Origin of the sequence: Macrococcus armenti, from assembly GCF_020097135.1 — a bacterium.
Taxonomy (GTDB): Bacteria; Bacillota; Bacilli; order Staphylococcales; family Staphylococcaceae; genus Macrococcoides; species Macrococcoides armenti.
Genome location: NZ_CP083608.1, coordinates 977,728 through 997,269 on the forward strand (window position 1 = coordinate 977,728; position 19,542 = coordinate 997,269).

A 19,542-nucleotide genomic window follows, 5' to 3' on the forward strand; every position below is an offset into this window, starting at 1 on the left:
AATAAACAAGCTATTATTAGCTTGTTTATTTATTTAGTAAAGTAGGTGTTAATATGGCAATTAAGAAAAAAACGAGAAAGAAAAGACGACCGGCAAAAAAGAACAACACGACGCCATACCGTTACTTATTTGCGTTAATAATAATATCTGCCATGGTGATCGGGATGCTGCAATTTGGAATTCTTGGCACAGGTATTGATAGTTTGTTTGCCTATTTAACGGGTAGTGCAAGGTTTTATGTGTATATACTTATAATATTAATTACGATGTATTACGCCGTTAATAATAAAATGATTCCACTGAACAGACGTGTTAACGGATGGTTGTTTATGCTTTTTGCATTTCCATCATTTTTACAGGTGATTCAGCATATTATAAATGGTAAAACAATCAAACCGATATTTAATACAATTTATGAGTTACAGTCACGAACAGGCATTCATTTCTTTGGCGGTGGCATTATCGGTTACATTTATGATGTTCTGTTCAGTACGTTATTAAGCACTGTCGGTTCCTTAATGCTTTCTATCGTTATGGTCGTGATGAGCATACTGCTAATTTTAGGTAAGTCAATACGTTTAGCTGCTCAACAACTGCTTCATTTTATAATTAATCGTGTCAAAGACATACAAAAAATGATTACAAATTATTACAATCATAAACGCTCGCAAAAAGAAACAAAAATTGAAAATCATGAACAACCAGCAGACGTTACGCATTTAGAGGAGGTAACAGAAGTTGAGGAAATTCCGATATATGACGGAAATACGTCGGTTATAAAAGACGATTTACCAATCGAAAAAGTTGAGCAGAATGCCTATCAGCAAACGATTGAAGAAGTCGATCAAATACATGAGCAACCTATTTCTGAAGATGAAAATATAAACTATAAACTACCACCAATTCATTTACTGAATGCCGCTACAGAGAAGGCGAAAAACAATATGCAAATGGTAAAAAAACGCGGACAATTGTTGGAGACGACATTGAAGAATTTCGGTGTAAATGCAAAAGTAAGTCAGATTAAAATTGGTCCGGCAGTTACACAGTATGAAATTCAGCCAGCGATGGGCGTTAAAGTGAGTAGAATTGTTAATTTACATAACGATATTGCACTCGCACTTGCAGCAAAAGATATTCGTATTGAGGCACCTATTCCCGGAAAGTCTGCTGTTGGGATAGAAGTGCCGAATCAGACGATATCAATGGTAACTTTAAGAGAGGTCATTGAAGCATCACCAGTAACGGATAATAAATTAAAAGTCGTACTTGGTAGAGATATTTCAGGTGATGCCATTACCGCAGAACTGGATAAAATGCCGCATTTACTCGTTGCAGGTGCAACAGGGAGTGGTAAGTCTGTATGTATCAATGGAATTATTACGAGTATACTGATGCACGCAAAACCACATGAAGTTAAATTAATGATGATTGATCCGAAGATGGTTGAGCTGAACGTATATAATGGTATTCCACACTTGTTAACACCTGTTGTAACAAATCCACAAAAAGCCGCGCAGGCATTACAAAAAATTGTTGGTGAAATGGAACGTCGCTATGACTTGTTCAGTCATACAGGCACGAGAAATATTAAAGGTTATAACGATTATTTAGAGCGACAAAATAAAGAACTGAATGAAAAAAATGCAAAATTACCTTATATAGTTGTCATCGTTGATGAGCTCGCTGATTTAATGATGGTTGCAAGTAAAGATGTAGAAGCGGCGATTATGCGCCTTGCACAGATGGCGCGTGCTGCTGGTATTCATCTTATTATTGCGACGCAACGTCCTTCTGTCGATGTTATAACGGGCTTAATTAAAGCGAATATCCCGTCACGTATCGCTTTTAGTGTGAGTAGTGCTGTCGACTCAAGAACAATATTAGATAGCCAAGGCGCTGAAAAACTACTCGGTAAAGGAGATATGTTATATTTACCTTATGGGCAGTCTAAGCCGACGAGAATACAAGGTGCATTTTTATCAGATGCTGAAGTTGAAGCTGTAGTAAACTACGTTACAAGTCAGCAGTCTGCAAATTATATTGAAGAAATGAAACCGGATGCAGTAGAAGAAAGTGAAAGTCATTCAGAAGATGAATTATATGCAGATGTATATGCATTCGTTATTGAAAAACAAAAAGCGTCAGCGAGTTTATTACAGCGACAGTTTAGAATTGGATATAATCGTGCTGCAAGGTTAATAGATGAGCTGGAAGCAAACGGTGTTATCGGTCCTGCAACAGGAAGTAAACCGAGAAGTGTACTAATAGAGGCTAACGAAGAATAGGAGAGAATAACGTGTCTGCAAATCAAGACGTTGTATTAGCAAAAGATTGGATATTATCAAAAATTCAAACAGGTGAATTAAAGCGTGGGGATGCATTGCCATCACATTATGATATTTCAAGACAGATTAATATATCAAGAGATGCAATTGAACTTGCATTTCATGAACTTGTAACAGAGCAAATCATAACGGAGCACTTTCAGGAAGGATATTCTGTAAAAGTAGCGCCACCATTTGATTATCCGGTAGATGAACTAAAAAGTATAACGATGATGTTTGAAGAAGCAGGTTTTCGTGCGGGTACATTGATTTTAAGTCAGGATTTAGAACAACCATCACTCGATGATAAAGTCGTTTTAAATATTAATGATGATAGAAGCATTACAGTAATTGAAAGAATACGTACAGCTGATGACAATCCTGTTGTATATTGCCTTGATAAAATTAACCTTGAATCTTTTAATGTTTATGCATCCAGCCAATCACGATCATTATTTGAAATGCTACATGATAGTGGTATTTCGATTCGCTATGCAACGACTGAGATTGAATCACTTGGATATGAACCATATATTTCAAATGCATTGCAATGTGCACCAGAAGATAGCTTATTACTATTCAGACAAGTTCATTATAATGATCAGGATGAGCCGGTATTATATTCAATGAATTACTTTAAATCCAGTCAAGTTAAGTTTAAAATTAAACGAACGATAAGAAAATAGGAGAACGTTATGCAGCAAAATATAGAAATATTGAGCACAAGTAAATTTAAAACGGTATCTTTAGTTTTGAAATTTAAAGCACCGCTTCATGAAGAAACAATGACCGTTCGAAGTGTATTGTCAAAGTTGATTCATAAGACAACTGCAAAGTATAATACGGAAATTGATATGATGAATCATCTTGCCGATTTATATGGTGCACATTTATACAGTTCTGTAATTAAACAGAATAACGCACACGTATTAACGATTGGTATCGATATTGTGAATGATAAGTATTTATCAGATTCTAATGTTTTAGAGGCGGCATTTCAGCTGTTACACGAAGTGTTGTTTAATCCGAATGTCGTAAATGGAGCATTCGTTAGTAAACAAGTAAAGCAGGAAAAGCGATTACTAAAAAATAAATTTGAATCTATTAAAGAGAATATTGGGCAATATGGATTTTATCAGTTACTCAAATCGATGTTCCACGATGATCCAAATCGTTTACCGAGTTTTGGTGACGAACTACAATTGGACAATATAGATGGGAAGCAACTTTATGCAGCGTTTGAAAGTATGAAAAAGAATGATGAAATTCATTTTTATACTGTTGGAGAAGTTTCACTTGATAAAATATATGATCTTTACTCGAAATATATTGGATTAGAAGCGAATATTGTGAAATTACCGGAGTTCATTATTGAAAAGAACGCTAAGCCTGCCTACATTGAAGAAAAGATAAAAACGACGCAAGCGCGTTTAAACATCAGCATGAAATTTGATGTTGTACATCCGGAGAAGTCATACTTTAGTTTCATTGTATTAAATCATTTATTCGGTGGCGATCCTTCAAGTATGCTTTTTATGAATGTCAGAGAAAAGATGAGTTTAGCTTATCAAATACATAGCCAAATTGATGCACGTCATGGGTTATTATATGTACTTGCTGGTGTCAATCAGGATAGCCGTAAGCAGGCCATCGATACAATTATTGATCAATTTGACCGCATAAAAAGCGGCACGTTTGATGAATCGGCAATCGTGCTTTCAAAACGCTTGATCATAAACAGCAGATTAGAGTCGATGGACCGCCCGAAAGGATTTATTGAAGCAACTTTTTCAAATACATTCGGAAAACAAATAACAAATGATGAGTGGATTAAGGGGATTCAATCTGTAACAAAATCGGATATTATAGAACTCGCAAAAACCGGATATTTCCACACCATTTATTGTTTAACAAGTGAGGATTACAATGAAGAAAACATATTATAATCGTGTAGATGAAACGTTATATGAATTTAAACTGGACAATGGATTAGACTTATTCATTATTCCTAAACATGGCTTTCAGAAATCTTATGTAACAATGACTGCAAAGTATGGTTCCATCCATAATGATTTTTATATTGATGATACATTGATGCATATGCCAAAAGGTATTGCGCATTTTTTAGAACATAAAATGTTTGAAAAAGAAGACGGTGATATGTTTAATGCATTTTCGAAATACGGAAGTTCTGCAAATGCGTTTACATCTTATGATAGAACGAGCTACTTGTTTACAACAGTGGAAAGTTTAAAAGAAAACATCAAGTTATTGATGGACATGCTGAATACACCATATTTTACAGAAGAAAGTGTACAGAAAGAAGTTGGAATCATCGCTGAAGAAATAAAGATGTATCAGGATCAGCCGAACTATAAACTTTATTATCAGACGATGAATGCAATGTATCACACGCATCCAGTAAAGTATGATATAGCAGGTACAGTAGATAGCATATCTGAAATTACTGATAAAACACTTTATCAATGTTTTGAAACGTTTTATCATCCTGAAAATATGGTGATGTTTATCGTCGGCGATGTAGATCCATTTGATTTATATACATATGTAAATGAAATAAGTTATAAACATAAAGAATTTAACGATGTCATGCTAATGGCGTTTGAAGAGCCTGCTAATGTTTATCAACCATATATCCAGTCATTTGAAAACGTGCAGAAAGATAAGTTAATGCTCGGAATTAAAACCCAGATTCACACGTATGAGTCATCTCATATGAAACTGGAGATGGAAGTATTGTTTGCACTTGATTTATTATTTGGTGAACAGACCGAATTTTATCAGTCGTTATTAGAAGATCACCTTATTGATGATAGTTTCGGATTCAACTTTATTATTGAACCGACGTTTTCTCATATTTTAATTGCAGGTGCTACAGATCAACCAGAAGTGCTGAAGGAGCGTCTATTAAATCAACTGCATAACTTTGAAGCATTATATGATCAGACTGCATTTGATCGCCTCGTAAAGCAAACAATAGGTGAATATGTATCCAGTATGAATAGCCCGGAATATATCGCAAATCAATTCACACGTTATTTCTTTAATGGTGCTATTTTATTTGATTTACTTCCAATATTAGAAAGCCTTTCATTAAGTGGCTGTATTCAAACTTATAAAGCGACAATTTCCGGTGCTGCAGTTACGGATAGCAGGATGTTGCCGAATGGGTAAATATATCGTTCTTGGTGCGAGTGGTGATATTGGCCGTCAAATCACTCATGATCTTCTGGATGCTGGTCACGAAGTCATTGCACAGTACTTTAATACGTGTTTAAGTGAACTTCAAGAGGCATTTAATGGTCGAGCAGTTTCTTTTATAAAGCTTGACCTATGTAAGCCATTGCTGCAAAATCCATTTGAACCGTGGATGATCAATCATGTCGATGGGCTTATATATGCAGCGGGGCGTTCATATTTCGCTGAGCTTAAGGACGTGTCAAATGAGGCGATCGATGAACAATACAATATTCACTTTTTTAATTTAATTAAATGTGTTCAATACACTTCTAGTGGTTTATTACAAGGTGTGCGTGGTAGAATTGTTGTAATAAGTTCTATCTGGGGAGAAACAGGAAGCAGTATGGAAAGCATATATAGTGGCTTTAAAGCAGCGCAAATCGGCTTTATTAAGTCGATTGCAAAAGAATATGCGCGAACAAATGTTACGGCAAATATTATTGCTCCTGGCATCGTAAAAGGTCGTATGACAGATGCACTCGGTAGTGATGTTGCTGATGTTATAGAGCAAATCCCCCAGCAAACACTTGTAAAACCATCTGAAATTAGTTTCGCAGTGCTTCAGTTACTGGATATGCATGCGCAATCCGTTACAGGTACTGTAATGCGTATCAATGGTGGATGGTACATATAGGAGGGCATTATGGAACAAACGTTAAGAAAAGAATGGTATCTGGAGTATGAAATCGTGATTAACCGTGCAGGTTTACTCGGCGATGTATCAAGTTTACTTGGTGCGTTGGGCATCAGTATTGTTACGATTAATGGTGTTGATCAAGGTAAACGCGGTCTGTTAATTAAGACAGATAATGAAGAAAAGGTAAAACGTTTTGAGCATATTATCAGTCAGCTGGATGATATTGAAATCGTTAAATTACGTAAACCACGATTAACAGACCGTCTTGCTGTAAGGCATGGACAGTATATTCAAAAGGATACGAATGAAAAAAATACTTTCCGTTTTGTACGTAAAGAACTCGGTATACTTGTTGACCTCATGGCAGAATTATTTAAAGAGGATGGTCACAGATTAATTGGTATACGAGGTATGCCACGTGTTGGTAAAACAGAATCTATCGTTGCAGCGAGTGTATGTGCGCATAAGAAGTGGTTGTTTATTTCATCTACAATGATTAAACAGACCGTTCGAAATTCTCTTTTTAAAGGTGAATATGACGATAAACATATTTATATTATCGACGGTGCATTGTCGATAAAGCAGAACCATGAACATCTTGATTTAATCAAGGAAGTGATGGCGTTACCTGCAACTAAAGTAATAGAACATCCAGATTTATTTGTTCAGAAGACAGATTATTCTATCGAAGATTTTGATTATATTATCGAAATACGAGAAACAGAAGATCAGGAAATTACGTATGAACAATTATCAAAAAATAATCTATTTGATAATAATGACTTTGGATTCTTTTTATAAAGGAGTACGTTAATGAAACAAATTGGTCAAAAACTAAGATCTAAACGAGAATCACTAGGAATGACATTGATTGACCTGGAAAAGAAAATAAAAATTCAGAAGAAATATATAGAAATGATTGAGAAGAACGATTTCAACCGTTTGCCAAATCCTGATTATACGAGAGGATTTATTGAAAAATATGCGAGTGCAGTTAACTTAAACGGTTCAGAATTAATTCAACAGCATGAGTCAGAGCTTCCAGAAAGAAAGATTTCAGCGAAAGAAGCAATCGATAATATGAAGCAATCACTCGTTGAAGAAAAAGATCAAACAGCGCGTAAGATGATTGCAATTATTTTAAGTATATTAGCAATTTTATTCGTCATTTGGTTTTTAAGCCAGTTTTTAATTAAAGATCGTGATCATGCTTTTAAACCTGCATCAATCAATCCTTCCCGTAATGTAAACGTTGAAAAGAAAGAAGAAGTTACCCCAAAAAAGAATGTGCAGAAAAAGTCACAGCAAAAGCAGGAAACGAAATCGTCTACGAATGTTGTTTATAAAAACTTTGATGGTAGTAATTTGAGTTACGAAATTAAGACAGATGAACCTTTACAAATTAAAATTGATTCAAAAGTACCGAACTGGGTGCAAGTGTTTGATAATAACAAGAAAAATTATGCTTATAAAGAACTGAAACAGGAAACGTTCAATATAGATAAAGATGTTAAAGATGTAACAATTATATCTGGAAATTCTACATCGACAGATATCTATATTAATAAACAGAAAATTTCGATTCCGAAAGAAGCAGAAAATCTCATTACGAGAACATACTATTTTAAAGTAGTAAAAAACTAGAGTTAGGATGAATTATATGAATATACCAAATCAGATTACTGTTGCGAGAGTACTCCTCATACCAATCTTTTTAATTTTTTTACTTGCAGATTTCGGTATGGGTAAAATCGAAATATTAGGGTCACAAGTGATGCGTATTGAGCAGTTTATTGCTGCATTGATATTTATTTTTGCGTCATTGACAGATTGGATTGACGGTTATTTAGCACGTAAGTGGCAACTCGTTACGAATATGGGGAAATTTTTAGATCCTCTAGCGGACAAATTACTTGTATCGAGCGGTCTCATTGCACTTGTTGAATTAAATATCATTCCATCATGGATTGCAATCGTTATTATTGCACGTGAGTTTGCGGTAACAGGACTGAGATTATTGCAAATTGAACAGGGGTTTGTTTCTGCAGCAGGTCAGCTCGGTAAAATTAAAACTGCAGTTACGATGTTATCTATGACATTACTACTGTTGAATGAGCCATTTTCACAATGGACTGGTATTGATGCAGGTTATTACTTAATGTATGTTGCTGTATTCTTTACGATTTTATCAGGTATTGAATACTTTTATCATGGGCGAGATGTATTTAAAAATTCTAAATAATTTAAAGCACAATGCTTGTATAATGCAGGCATTGTTTTTTATTGCAGAAATTAAATAATTTCGCGTTATTATTAAATAATTGCATAAAATATAAAAAATAAATCGCTTACACGTTCTTATTTTTGAATTTTAGCATAAAAAATACAAACAGACGTTCGCTTTTTGCTTGCTATTTTTTATAGATATGCGTATAGTAGTAAATGTAGTTCATCACTTTATAAAGTATTGAAATTTAAATATAGAAACATTTATTTATTCATCAGGAGGAATAATATGAGCGAAAGACAGAAGGCTTTAGATACAGTTATTAAAAATATGGAGAAATCATTCGGTAAAGGTGCTGTAATGAAATTAGGAGATAGTACAGACCGTAATGTTTCTACTGTTTCAAGTGGCTCTATTACTTTAGATAGTGCACTTGGTGTAGGTGGATATCCAAAAGGACGTATCATCGAAATATATGGTCCTGAAAGTTCAGGGAAAACGACAGTTGCTTTACATGCGATTGCTGAAGTTCAGCGTCAAGGTGGGGTTGCAGCATTTATTGATGCAGAACATGCATTGGATCCGGTATACGCTAAAAATTTAGGTGTAGATATTGAGAATTTATATTTATCTCAACCAGACCACGGTGAGCAAGGTTTAGAAATCGCTGAAGCATTCGTGCGCAGTGGTGCAATTGATATCATTGTTGTCGATTCAGTTGCAGCATTAACACCGAAAGCAGAAATTGAAGGTGAAATGGGAGACTCGCATATGGGGCTTCAGGCGCGATTAATGTCTCAAGCTTTGCGTAAACTTTCAGGCTCAGTTTCTAAATCGAATACAATTGCAATTTTCATCAACCAAGTTCGTGAAAAAATTGGTGTTATGTTCGGTAATCCTGAAACGACTCCTGGTGGTCGTGCACTTAAGTTCTACTCTTCAGTACGTTTAGAAGTACGTCGTGCAGAACAGTTAAAACAAGGGCAGGATATTGTCGGAAATAGAACGAAAATTAAAGTTGTAAAAAATAAAGTTGCACCACCATTTAAAGTTGCTGAAGTTGATATTATGTACGGTAAAGGGATTTCAAGAGAAGGTGAAATCGTTGATTTAGGTGCAGAGTATGAAGTACTTCAAAAAGCAGGTGCATGGTATTCATATGACGGAGAACGCATCGGTCAAGGTCGTGAGAACATTAAGACATTCTTAAAAGAAAATCCAGAAGTGAGAGATGAAATCGATCAGAAAATCCGAAAAGCGATGGGTGTCGGTGCATCACTTGAGCAGCCAGAGACACCAAAAGATGTCGTTGGAGAAGATGATTTGTTTGATGGGGAATTAGAATAATCAGTTAACAGAGAAAGGGCATTATTCCTTTCTCTGTTTTGTAATGTATTTATAATAAAATTAATATTACAATAAATTGCGTAAAATATTGTAAATTTATATATTTAATTTTTTATGACTGCTTGACGAGTATACTACATAAACGTACAATTAATTTATATGAAGCCATTTCATATACTGTTTTATTGATATATAAAAGCAAATAAGGAGGTGTTTATGTGAGCTTAACTATCCTCTTATACATTTTGCTTAGTATCATAGTCGGTGTTGCTATTGGTTACTTTGTTGCAAAAAATATGTTGATGAATCAGCAAATACAAGCAAGAACAACTGCTGAACATATTGTAGCAGAAGCAAACAAAGAAGCTGAAAGTCTTAAGAAAGAGAAACTTCTTGAAGCAAAGGAAGAATATCAAAAACGAAGTGATCGTCTTGAAGAAGATTACAAAGATAGACGTTCTGAACTTGCCAGACAAGAAGCAAGACTCCTTCAAAAAGAAGAAAACTTAGATCGTAAAAGCGACCTTTTAGACAAAAAGGATGATCTTTTAGAACAAAAAGAATCTAAAATTGAAGAAAAGCAACAGCAAGTAGATGCGTTAGAGCAAAGTGTTCAAGGTATCATAGCAAAACATGAACAGGAATTAACACGCATCTCCGGATTGACACAAGAAGAGGCGAAACAAGAAATTATTGATCAGGTTGAAGAAGAGTTAGCACATGATATTGCAGTCATGGTAAAAGAAAAAGAGCAGGAAGCAAAACAAAATGTCGATAAAAAGGCAAAGATGCTTTTAGCTACAACAGTACAGCGATTAGCTGCTGAACATACTTCTGAATCTACAGTTTCTGTAATTAACCTTCCAAATGATGAGATGAAAGGTAGAATTATCGGTCGTGAAGGTCGAAACATCCGTACTTTAGAAACATTGACAGGTGTTGACTTAATCATCGATGATACGCCAGAAGCAGTTATTTTATCAGGTTTTGATCCAATACGAAGAGAGATCGCAAAGACAGCACTGGAATCATTAGTGTCTGATGGTCGTATACATCCAGGACGCATTGAAGAAATGGTCGAAAAAGCGAGAAAGTCAGTTGATGAAATTATCCGAGAAGCAGGCGAAGCTGCAACGTTCGAACTCGGAATACATAATTTACATCCTGATGTCGTAAAAATTCTTGGACGTATGAAATATCGTACAAGTTATGGCCAGAATGTGTTAAAACATTCAATTGAAGTTGCACATCTATCTGGTATGCTTGCAGCCGAATTAGGTCAAGATGTAGCACTTGCAAAGCGTGCAGGTTTACTGCATGATATCGGGAAAGCGATCGATCACGAAGTAGAAGGTTCGCACGTTGAAATTGGTGTAGATCTTGCGAAAAAGTATCGCGAGCACCCTGTAGTGATAAATGCAATTCACTCACATCATGGAGATATAGAGCCAAATAGTATTATTTCAATTCTTGTGGCAGCTGCAGATGCTTTAAGTGCAGCACGTCCAGGTGCAAGACGTGAAACGTTAGAAAATTATGTACGACGTTTAGAACGTCTTGAAGAAATCTCAGAAAGTTATGATGGTGTTGAGAAATCATTTGCAATTCAGGCTGGTAGAGAAATTCGAATTATTGTAACTCCTGAAGAAGTCGATGATTTAAAAGCACATCGAATCGCAAGAGATATAAAAAATCAGATTGAAGAAGAACTTCAATATCCTGGACATATAAAAGTTACTGTTGTACGTGAAATGCGTGCAGTAGAATACGCAAAATAAAAATAGAAAGCGCATTTGCGCTTTCTATTTTTTACATTGTCGACCAGTATTGCATGATTGAAAGTCCGATTGAAAAAATGATACCACCGACAAGTGCAGATTTATATTTCGGACGTTGCTTTACTGTTCTGAATATATTGCTGATGCGGTCACATATTAAATATGTCGTAAAAAATACAATAAATAAAACGAGAGTAGTTCCTAAAGTATGCATATTATCACCTCAATCTTATTATACGCATATAAATCATTTAATTCAGTTGAAATTTTCTATATAATAAAGACAAATAGAGTAGGGGTAGTGAATTATGAGGATATTATTTATCGGAGACGTTGTAGGTGCAGTTGGGCGAAACATGTTAAGTGAATACTTACCACAATTAAAGAAAAAGTATGCACCGAATATTACGATTGTAAATGGTGAAAATGCCGCACATGGACGTGGTATAAATGAAAAGATATTTAAAGAAATGATGACACTTGGCGTTGATTGTGTAACGATGGGGAATCATACATATGGTGTACGTGATAGTTATGACTTATTAAACAGCAGCAATAAAATCATTCGTCCTGCTAATTTTCCTGATGCAGCACCAGGTAAAGGGATGGAAATAATTAAATTTAACGATAAAAAAATAGCAGTAATCAATTTGCAGGGCCGTGCATTTATGATGCAAAGTGACTGCCCGTTTAAGAAGTTTGATGCACTCTATGAAATTGCGAAACAGGAAACGGATTATATATTTGTAGACTTCCATGCAGAAACGACGAGTGAAAAAGGGGCATTCGGCTATTATGCAGATGGTCGTGCAAGTATTGTCGTCGGAACGCATACACATATTCAGACAAGTGATAGCAGAATTCTACCGAATGGGACTGCATTTATTACGGATGTAGGTATGACTGGGTTTTATGATGGAATACTCGGAATTAACAAAGATGAAGTCATCCATCGATTTTTAACCGGGATGCCTGTAAAGCATGTCGTTCCCGATAGTGGCCGTGGGGTATTAAGTGGTATATATGCTGAACTGAAATCTGACGGAACTGCAAAGAAAATAGAACGTATTTTAATTAATGAAGATCATCCATTATAAGGAGCAACATCATGTTAAAGAAAAAAGAATTGACTAAACATACAATTCAAAATGAATATTATAATTATATAGCGTTAGAAAGATTTGATTACGATATGATTATGCATTTTTATCAGGTAGTTCCTGAAGGTATTGTAAAACAATGTTCACTCATTATGTCGATGATAAGCGCGAAATTAATAAGTGAATCTTTAGCAGCGTCGATTGAAGATTTTGAAGATGAAATTATGGATATTAAGACATATCGCTCTGAGTTGTATAACACAAAGACACCAATTTGTGAGTTAGAAAAAACATTGAAATATGTCAATAACATCGTCGTGAACTTTAATCATATTTCATTTTTACTGGAACTTTACTATGAAGGTCCGGATAAGGATGAGCAAGTTGCGAATATAATATTAAGTCCTGAATTGACGAAATATTTATATTCAAAAATTAATGCTGTTGTATATGCGTACGAAACACAATATGGTGAAATTAACTTAAAGGATTATCTCGTTTAATTATCGGCCATTCGACTGATTTTTATGCAAAATGCCTATGTCTGTTATATAGACATAGGTTTTTCTGTTATATTAGAGATAGTTAAATTAGGGAGGAATTGTTTTGAAGACACAAATTTCTTGGAAAGTCGGCGGTCAGCAAGGTGAAGGTATTGAAAGTACTGGAGAAATATTTTCAACGGCACTCAACCGTTTAGGCTATTACTTATATGGATATCGTCATTTCTCATCACGTATTAAAGGTGGTCATACTAACAATAAAATTCGTGTATCTACGACACCTGTATATGCGATAAGTGATGATCTAGATATCCTTGTTGCATTTGATCAGGAGACAATTGATTTAAATTATCATGAATTAACAGATGAAGGGATTATTCTTGCAGATAGTAAGTTTGATCCGGTAGCACCTGAAGATTATAAAGGTGCATTTATCAGCATGGGCTTTACCGAAATAGCGAAAGAACTTGGAACGGCATTAATGAAAAATATGGTTGCAGTCGGTGCAACAGCGAACTTAATCGGTGTAGATTTAAAACATTTTGAAGTGCTTGTTGATGATTTATTCGCAAAAAAAGGCGAAAAGATTTGTGCATTAAATAAAGAAGCGCTTCATAAAGGATTTGCGGAAATTGAAAGCCACACGGAATTAACATCTGATTTTAAATTAGAACCGTCAACAGAAGCGGGTCATTTATTTATGATTGGTAACGAAGCGATTTCACTTGGCGCATTAGCAGGTGGTGCTCGATTTATGGCTGCTTACCCGATTACACCGGCGAGTGAAATTATGGAGTATATGATTGATAAATTGCCACGCTTTGGTGGAACCGTTATACAGACAGAAGATGAAATTGCAGCAGCAGTGATGGCAATAGGTGTGAACTATGCAGGCGTACGTGCATTTACAGCATCAAGTGGTCCTGGATTATCATTAATGATGGAAGCAATCGGACTTAGTGGTATGACAGAGCAGCCATTAGTAATCGTAAATACGATGCGTGGTGGTCCTTCAACAGGATTACCAACGAAGCAGGAGCAATCGGACTTAATGCAGATGATTTATGGCACACATGGTGAGATTCCGAAAATTGTGCTTGCCCCAACTACAGCAGAAGATGCGTTTTATTTAACAAATGAAGCATTTAACTTAGCTGAAATTTATCAATGCCCTGTTATTATTTTAAGTGATTTACAATTGTCACTCGGTAAACAGACAGTACCAGTACTGGATTATACAAAAATAAATATTGACCGTGGTGCACTCGTTACTGAAGTTGAAGCAAGTGAAGATAAAGCTTACTTCAAACGATATGCAGTAACAGAAAGCGGTATTTCTCCTCGAACGATTCCTGGAGTTAAAAATGGTATTCACCACGTAACAGGTGTTGAACATAACGAAGAAGGTAAACCGAGCGAATCACCTGTGAATCGTGCTAAGCAAATGGAAAAACGCATGCGCAAACTGGAAAAATTAAAGATAAATGAACCAGTCGTTTATCATAAACATCATGATATATCTGATGTATTAGTTATCGGATATATTTCAACGTACGGTGCAATAGATGAAGCAATCAGCAGAGTGGACGGTAAAGTGAATCAGCTCCATATAAAACAGCTCCATCCATTCCCTGCTGAAGAAGTACAAAATGCAATCGATAATGCGAAGAAAGTTATTGTTGTAGAGCATAACTTTAATGGACAGCTCGGACAAATTATTAAGATGAATACACATCATCAAGGTAAGCTGATTCAAATGAGTAAATATGATGGCACACCATATTTACCACATGAAATTGAAGCGAAAATCAATGCAACTTTAAAGGAGTTAATATAGATGGCAACATTTAAAGATTTCAGAAATAATGTGAAACCGAACTGGTGTCCTGGATGTGGAGACTTCTCAGTACAAGCTGCGATTCAAAAAGCATGTGCAAATATTGGCCTTGAGCCAGAACAACTTGCATTAATTACAGGTATCGGTTGTTCAGGACGTTTATCAGGATATGTGAATTCATACGGCGTCCATTCTATTCATGGACGTGCATTACCAATGGCACAAGGTGTGAAGATGGCAAATCAGGAGTTGACAGTAATCGCTTCTGGTGGTGATGGAGACGGATTTGCGATTGGAATGGGACATACAATTCATGCACTGCGTCGTAATATCGATATCACATACATCGTTATGGACAATCAAATTTATGGCTTAACGAAAGGTCAGACATCACCGAGCTCTGCACATGGGTTCGTAACAAAAACAACGCCTAAAGGGTCAATCGAAAAACACGTTTCACCACTTGAACTTGCATTAGCGAGTGGGGCAACATTTGTTGCGCAAAGTTTCTCAAGTGATATTAAAGATTTAACTGCGATTATCGAAGCGGCAGTCAATCATAAAGGGTTTTCATTCGTAAATGTATTCTCACCATGTGTGACGTACAATAAAGTGAATACGTACGATTGGTTTAAAGAAAACTTAACGAAATTATCAGATATTGATGGATATGATTATAAAAATAAACAACTTGCTATGAATACTGTACATGAGCATAATGGACTTGTAACAGGTATTGTGTATCAGGATACAGAAGCACCGACATACGAGTCACAAATCGAAGGATATAGTGACAACTTAACGAAGGCAGATTTAAACATTAAGCAGGAAGAATTTGATGCATTAATGGCGCAATTTAAATAAAACTTAATAATATAGTATAAATGGTGTACATTCATTAATATAAAACTGTTATACTGAGTTAGAACAAAATAAATTAACTATAAACACTAGGGGAGTTACTCTGAGAATGGATCCGTCCTAAACCCTTATATACCTGATCTGGGTGAAACCAGCGTAGGGAAGTGCCAATCGACACAACCTGCAGTCAGGTTGTGTTTTTTTGGAGGCTAATATGAATCAAAAGTTATTATTAAGTACAAGTTGTGTTATTTTACTGGCAGGTTGTGGCGATAAAGCTGCAGATAAAGGTAAAGACTCAAAAAATGAAAAAGTAACTATCATGCTGGATTGGACGCCGAATACGAATCATACAGGATTATATGTGGCACAGAAGAAAGGTTACTTTAAAAAACAAGGGCTTGACGTTGAAATTAAGACTCCTGGTGAAGTTACGGCAGATCAGTTAATCGCAGCAAACAAGAAGGATGTTCAGTTTGGGATTAGCGCTCAGGAAACTGTAACACAATCACGTTCAGAAGGTATACCCGTTAAATCTATCGGTGCAATAATTCAGCACAATACGAGTGGATTTATGAGCTTAAAAGAGAAAAATATTAAGACACCAAAAGATTATGCAGGTAAAACTTATGGCGGTTGGGGTGCGCCGATTGAAAAACCTATGATAGATGCTGTTATGAAAAAAGACGGTGCTTCTGTAAACGATACGAAAATTATTAATATGGGCAATACAGATTTCTTTACGGCTTCAAAGAAAAATATTGATTTCGCGTGGGTTTATTACGGATGGACTGGTATTGAAGCAAAAACACGTAATATAGATGTAAACATGCAGTATTTAATTGATTATGATAAAAACCTTGATTACTATACGCCAGTTGTAATTGCAAACGAGCAATATTTAAAGTCTAATAAAGAAACTGCTAAGAAATTTATGACTGCACTTAAAGAAGGATATGAATATTCAATTAAACATGATAAAGAAAGTGCAGATATATTAATGGAAGCTGCTCCTGAACTTAAAAAGCAGGAAAAATTAGTCTATGAGTCGCAAAAGTATTTATCGCCTAAATATCAGGATGATGCGAAGTACTGGGGCTATCAGCAAGAACGCATCTGGAAAAATTTCGGTCAATTTATGAAAGATAATAAAGTTATCACGAAAGATTTTGTAGCAAAAGATGCTTTTACAAATGAATTTGTGGAGGAAAAATAATGGCAGATACGATTATGAGTATACAAATTATCCCGAAAACACCAAACGGTGAAGATGTTATTCCATATGTTGATCGAGCAATACAAGTAATAGATGATTCAAACCTTAAATATTATGTAAGTCCACTTGAAACAAGTATAGAAGGGGATATGAGTGAATTGTTATCATTGATTGAAAAGATGAATAAGGCGATGCGAGAAATGGGTTGTGCATCCATTATTTCTCAAGTGAAGTTTTATCATGCTGAACATGTATCAATGGATTCACTTGTTCAGAAATATAGATGATTAAGTATATAAAATTTCTTATATTTTTTATAAGTTTGCTCATAACATGGGAAGTTCTTGTACGTATATTGCATGTTGATGAATATACTTTACCGGCACCTAGTGCAATTTTTATTAGCTTCTTTAATGATTTCAGTACATATCATGTTCATTTATATCCGACGATGCAGCTCGTTATTTTAGGAATGATATGTTCTGTAATATGCGGTGTTTTTGTCGCTGTACTATTACGTTTAGTGCCGGTGTTAAACGATTATATTTACCCACTGCTTATAATGAGTCAGAATGTACCGGTCATTGTTATTGCGCCATTACTTGTCATTTGGTTTGGGTTTGGCATTTTGCCAAAGTTAATTGTGATTACTCTCGTATGTTTCTTTCCGATTACTGTAAGCTTACTTGAAGGATTTAATGAAACAGATAAAGATTTAGAGAAATATATGAAAATGATGGGCGCTACACGACTAGAGCGATTTTTTAAACTGGAATGGCCAAACAGCATGCCGTTTTTCTTTAACGGATTAAAAATTGCCGGTACATACTCTGTTATGGGGGCGATTATTTCTGAGTGGCTCGGAAGCGATAAAGGATTAGGAAAGTTTATGCTGATCGCACAACGTGCTTTTCAAGTCGATCAAGTATTTGTAGCAATTGTATGGATTATAATCTTTGCGATGGTAATGTATTCAATTATATATATAATTCAACGTATTATATTGAGGTGGCAGCGATGAAACCTATTATTCAACTTCAAAATATTATGCATCGTTATGATAAGGATTTAGTCATAAAAGATGTGAATATGGAACTCAATCAAGGTGAGATTGTTGCACTTATCGGTCCGAGTGGTAGTGGCAAAAGTACGATAATGAATATCATTGGTGGACTCATTCATCCGACAGATGGCGCGTGTTACTTAAATGGTACGACAGGTCATGTGTCGTTTATGCCTCAGACGCATTCATTAATGCCTTGGCGTACGGTCATTCAAAATATTGAACTTGCATCAGAAATTAAAGCGAATGTGAGCGAAAGTAACGCAATAAGCTTACTGGAAAGAGCAGGATTTCTTTCAATCAAGGATAAGTATCCGCATGAACTATCAGGAGGAATGAAACAGCGAGTTTCGTTTCTTCGCGCGCTCAATACGACCCACCAGTTACTATTGTTGGATGAACCATTTTCTGCACTTGATGAAATAACGCGAAATGATATGCAAGTATGGCTGAAATCATTATTAAGTGAAAGTGATAAAACAGTCTTAATGATTACACATAGTATTGATGAGGCGATAAAGATGAGCAGTCGAATATTAGTTTTAAATGAAAAGCCTGCAACGATAATTCAGTCAATTGATGTATCTGATCAGTTAACAGTAGCGCAATCGGCTCAATTAAAAGCAAACATTATACAACTATTAAAATAACCGAATGTGATATCACATTCGGTTATTTTTAATTAATGCTTTCTATTAGTGTTTCGTTTCATTTTTCTGCGAACAAAGTATGATTGGACGAAACTGAAAACTGCAGGTAATACAGAAATTAAAATGATTAATATTAATACAATTTCAAAATTGTCTTTGACAATTTTAATGTTACCGAAAAAGTATCCAGCAGACAGACATATGCCGACCCATAAAATTGCGCCGATTATATTATACGTAATAAAGTATCCATAGCGCATTTTACTTGCGCCGGCAACAAAAGGAATAAACGTTCTGATAAATGGCATAAAACGTGCAATAGCAATTGTTTTACCACCGTGTGTATTAAAGAAATCTTCAGCTTTATCTAAATGTTCCTTTTTTATAAATTTTCCAAGTTTAGGGTGGTTGTATACACCTAAACCTAAAAATTTCCCGATGTGATAATTAACCGTATCACCGATGATTGCAGCGGCAGTCAGTACGAAAAATAAAATCCAGATGTTCAGTGCACCTTGAGGTGCAAGTGCACCAGCCGCAAACAACATCGAGTCACCAGGTAAGAACGGCATTATGACTAAACCTGTTTCAACGAATACGATCGTAAATAAAATTGCATACGTTAAAGTACCATAATCTTTCACGATATTTACTAAATGCTCATCTATGTGAAGTATAAAATCTATGAGCTGTGATATAAATGACATGGGATAATCCTCTTTTCTACAATATTTA

Annotated in this window: 20 protein-coding genes and 1 riboswitch; of the genes, 18 read left to right on the forward strand and 2 right to left on the reverse strand. The window is 35.3% G+C overall.

What is annotated here, in order from left to right; genetic code table 11:
* The first annotated feature begins 53 nt into the window (after nucleotides 1-53).
* From LAU42_RS05055 to rny, 10 genes are all read left to right on the forward strand, one after another.
* Nucleotides 54-2,288 (forward strand): FtsK/SpoIIIE family DNA translocase, encoded by a 2,235-nt coding sequence (locus LAU42_RS05055; protein WP_224184594.1) that lies wholly within the window; start codon nucleotides 54-56, stop codon nucleotides 2,286-2,288.
* Between the two features lie 11 nt (nucleotides 2,289-2,299).
* Nucleotides 2,300-3,013: a GntR family transcriptional regulator gene (locus tag LAU42_RS05060; RefSeq protein WP_224184595.1), complete on the forward strand. Its 714-nt coding sequence runs from the start codon at nucleotides 2,300-2,302 to the stop codon at nucleotides 3,011-3,013.
* A 9-nt stretch (nucleotides 3,014-3,022) separates the two neighbouring features.
* Nucleotides 3,023-4,273, forward strand: coding sequence for an EF-P 5-aminopentanol modification-associated protein YfmF (gene yfmF / locus LAU42_RS05065; RefSeq protein ID WP_224184596.1), 1,251 nt, complete (start codon nucleotides 3,023-3,025; stop codon nucleotides 4,271-4,273).
* On the forward strand, nucleotides 4,254-5,522 hold the full coding sequence (yfmH, locus tag LAU42_RS05070; protein WP_224184597.1) for an EF-P 5-aminopentanol modification-associated protein YfmH: 1,269 nt from the start codon (nucleotides 4,254-4,256) through the stop codon (nucleotides 5,520-5,522). Before yfmF ends, yfmH begins: the two co-directional genes overlap by 20 nt.
* Nucleotides 5,515-6,222: an SDR family NAD(P)-dependent oxidoreductase gene (locus LAU42_RS05075; protein WP_224184598.1), complete on the forward strand. Its 708-nt coding sequence runs from the start codon at nucleotides 5,515-5,517 to the stop codon at nucleotides 6,220-6,222. The genes yfmH and LAU42_RS05075 overlap by 8 nt, the downstream gene beginning before the upstream one ends.
* A 9-nt stretch (nucleotides 6,223-6,231) precedes the next feature.
* Complete coding sequence (locus LAU42_RS05080; protein WP_224184599.1) at nucleotides 6,232-7,026, forward strand: YmfK family protein; 795 nt, start codon at nucleotides 6,232-6,234, stop codon at nucleotides 7,024-7,026.
* Nucleotides 7,027-7,038: 12 nt separating this feature from the next.
* Nucleotides 7,039-7,869 carry a helix-turn-helix domain-containing protein gene (locus LAU42_RS05085; RefSeq protein ID WP_224184600.1) on the forward strand — a complete coding sequence of 277 codons (831 nt, stop codon included), beginning with the start codon at nucleotides 7,039-7,041 and terminating at the stop codon, nucleotides 7,867-7,869.
* A 16-nt stretch (nucleotides 7,870-7,885) separates the two neighbouring features.
* Nucleotides 7,886-8,467, forward strand: coding sequence for a CDP-diacylglycerol--glycerol-3-phosphate 3-phosphatidyltransferase (gene pgsA, locus LAU42_RS05090; RefSeq protein WP_224184601.1), 582 nt, complete (start codon nucleotides 7,886-7,888; stop codon nucleotides 8,465-8,467).
* Between the two features lie 273 nt (nucleotides 8,468-8,740).
* Nucleotides 8,741-9,799, forward strand: a complete 1,059-nt coding sequence (recA, locus tag LAU42_RS05095) for a recombinase RecA (RefSeq protein WP_224184602.1) — start codon at nucleotides 8,741-8,743, stop codon at nucleotides 9,797-9,799.
* Between the two features lie 218 nt (nucleotides 9,800-10,017).
* Nucleotides 10,018-11,577, forward strand: coding sequence for a ribonuclease Y (gene rny, locus LAU42_RS05100; RefSeq protein WP_224184603.1), 1,560 nt, complete (start codon nucleotides 10,018-10,020; stop codon nucleotides 11,575-11,577).
* Between the two features lie 31 nt (nucleotides 11,578-11,608).
* Here rny and LAU42_RS05105 read toward each other — a convergent pair whose 3' ends face one another.
* The gene (locus LAU42_RS05105; protein ID WP_224184604.1) at nucleotides 11,609-11,791 is read right to left on the reverse strand and encodes a hypothetical protein; all 183 of its coding nucleotides are present in this window, start codon (nucleotides 11,789-11,791) and stop codon (nucleotides 11,609-11,611) included.
* Nucleotides 11,792-11,885: 94 nt separating this feature from the next.
* Here LAU42_RS05105 and LAU42_RS05110 point away from each other — a divergent pair, with 94 nt between their 5' ends.
* The 8 genes from LAU42_RS05110 (at nucleotide 11,886) to LAU42_RS05145 (ending at nucleotide 18,807) form a co-directional block, all read left to right on the forward strand.
* A complete protein-coding gene (locus LAU42_RS05110; protein WP_224184605.1) occupies nucleotides 11,886-12,674 on the forward strand; it encodes a TIGR00282 family metallophosphoesterase in 789 nt (262 codons plus the stop codon).
* An 11-nt stretch (nucleotides 12,675-12,685) separates the two neighbouring features.
* A complete protein-coding gene (locus LAU42_RS05115) occupies nucleotides 12,686-13,180 on the forward strand; it encodes a hypothetical protein (RefSeq protein WP_224184606.1) in 495 nt (164 codons plus the stop codon).
* A 103-nt stretch (nucleotides 13,181-13,283) separates the two neighbouring features.
* Entirely contained in the window at nucleotides 13,284-15,017 is a 1,734-nt protein-coding gene (locus LAU42_RS05120; RefSeq protein ID WP_224184607.1) for a 2-oxoacid:acceptor oxidoreductase subunit alpha, read from the forward strand.
* Nucleotides 15,018-15,881: a 2-oxoacid:ferredoxin oxidoreductase subunit beta gene (locus tag LAU42_RS05125; RefSeq protein ID WP_224184608.1), complete on the forward strand. Its 864-nt coding sequence runs from the start codon at nucleotides 15,018-15,020 to the stop codon at nucleotides 15,879-15,881.
* Between the two features lie 78 nt (nucleotides 15,882-15,959).
* Nucleotides 15,960-16,058, forward strand: a riboswitch (TPP riboswitch).
* A 34-nt stretch (nucleotides 16,059-16,092) separates the two neighbouring features.
* Nucleotides 16,093-17,094 carry an ABC transporter substrate-binding protein gene (locus tag LAU42_RS05130; RefSeq protein WP_224184609.1) on the forward strand — a complete coding sequence of 334 codons (1,002 nt, stop codon included), beginning with the start codon at nucleotides 16,093-16,095 and terminating at the stop codon, nucleotides 17,092-17,094.
* On the forward strand, nucleotides 17,094-17,381 hold the full coding sequence (locus tag LAU42_RS05135) for a thiamine-binding protein (RefSeq protein ID WP_224184610.1): 288 nt from the start codon (nucleotides 17,094-17,096) through the stop codon (nucleotides 17,379-17,381). The genes LAU42_RS05130 and LAU42_RS05135 overlap by 1 nt, the downstream gene beginning before the upstream one ends.
* A 35-nt stretch (nucleotides 17,382-17,416) precedes the next feature.
* The gene (locus LAU42_RS05140; RefSeq protein ID WP_224184611.1) at nucleotides 17,417-18,115 is read left to right on the forward strand and encodes an ABC transporter permease; all 699 of its coding nucleotides are present in this window, start codon (nucleotides 17,417-17,419) and stop codon (nucleotides 18,113-18,115) included.
* On the forward strand, nucleotides 18,112-18,807 hold the full coding sequence (locus LAU42_RS05145; RefSeq protein WP_224184612.1) for an ABC transporter ATP-binding protein: 696 nt from the start codon (nucleotides 18,112-18,114) through the stop codon (nucleotides 18,805-18,807). The genes LAU42_RS05140 and LAU42_RS05145 overlap by 4 nt, the downstream gene beginning before the upstream one ends.
* A gap of 32 nt (nucleotides 18,808-18,839) precedes the next feature.
* Here LAU42_RS05145 and LAU42_RS05150 read toward each other — a convergent pair whose 3' ends face one another.
* Nucleotides 18,840-19,514, reverse strand: coding sequence for a DedA family protein (locus LAU42_RS05150; RefSeq protein WP_224184613.1), 675 nt, complete (start codon nucleotides 19,512-19,514; stop codon nucleotides 18,840-18,842).
* Nucleotides 19,515-19,542: the final 28 nt, after the last annotated feature.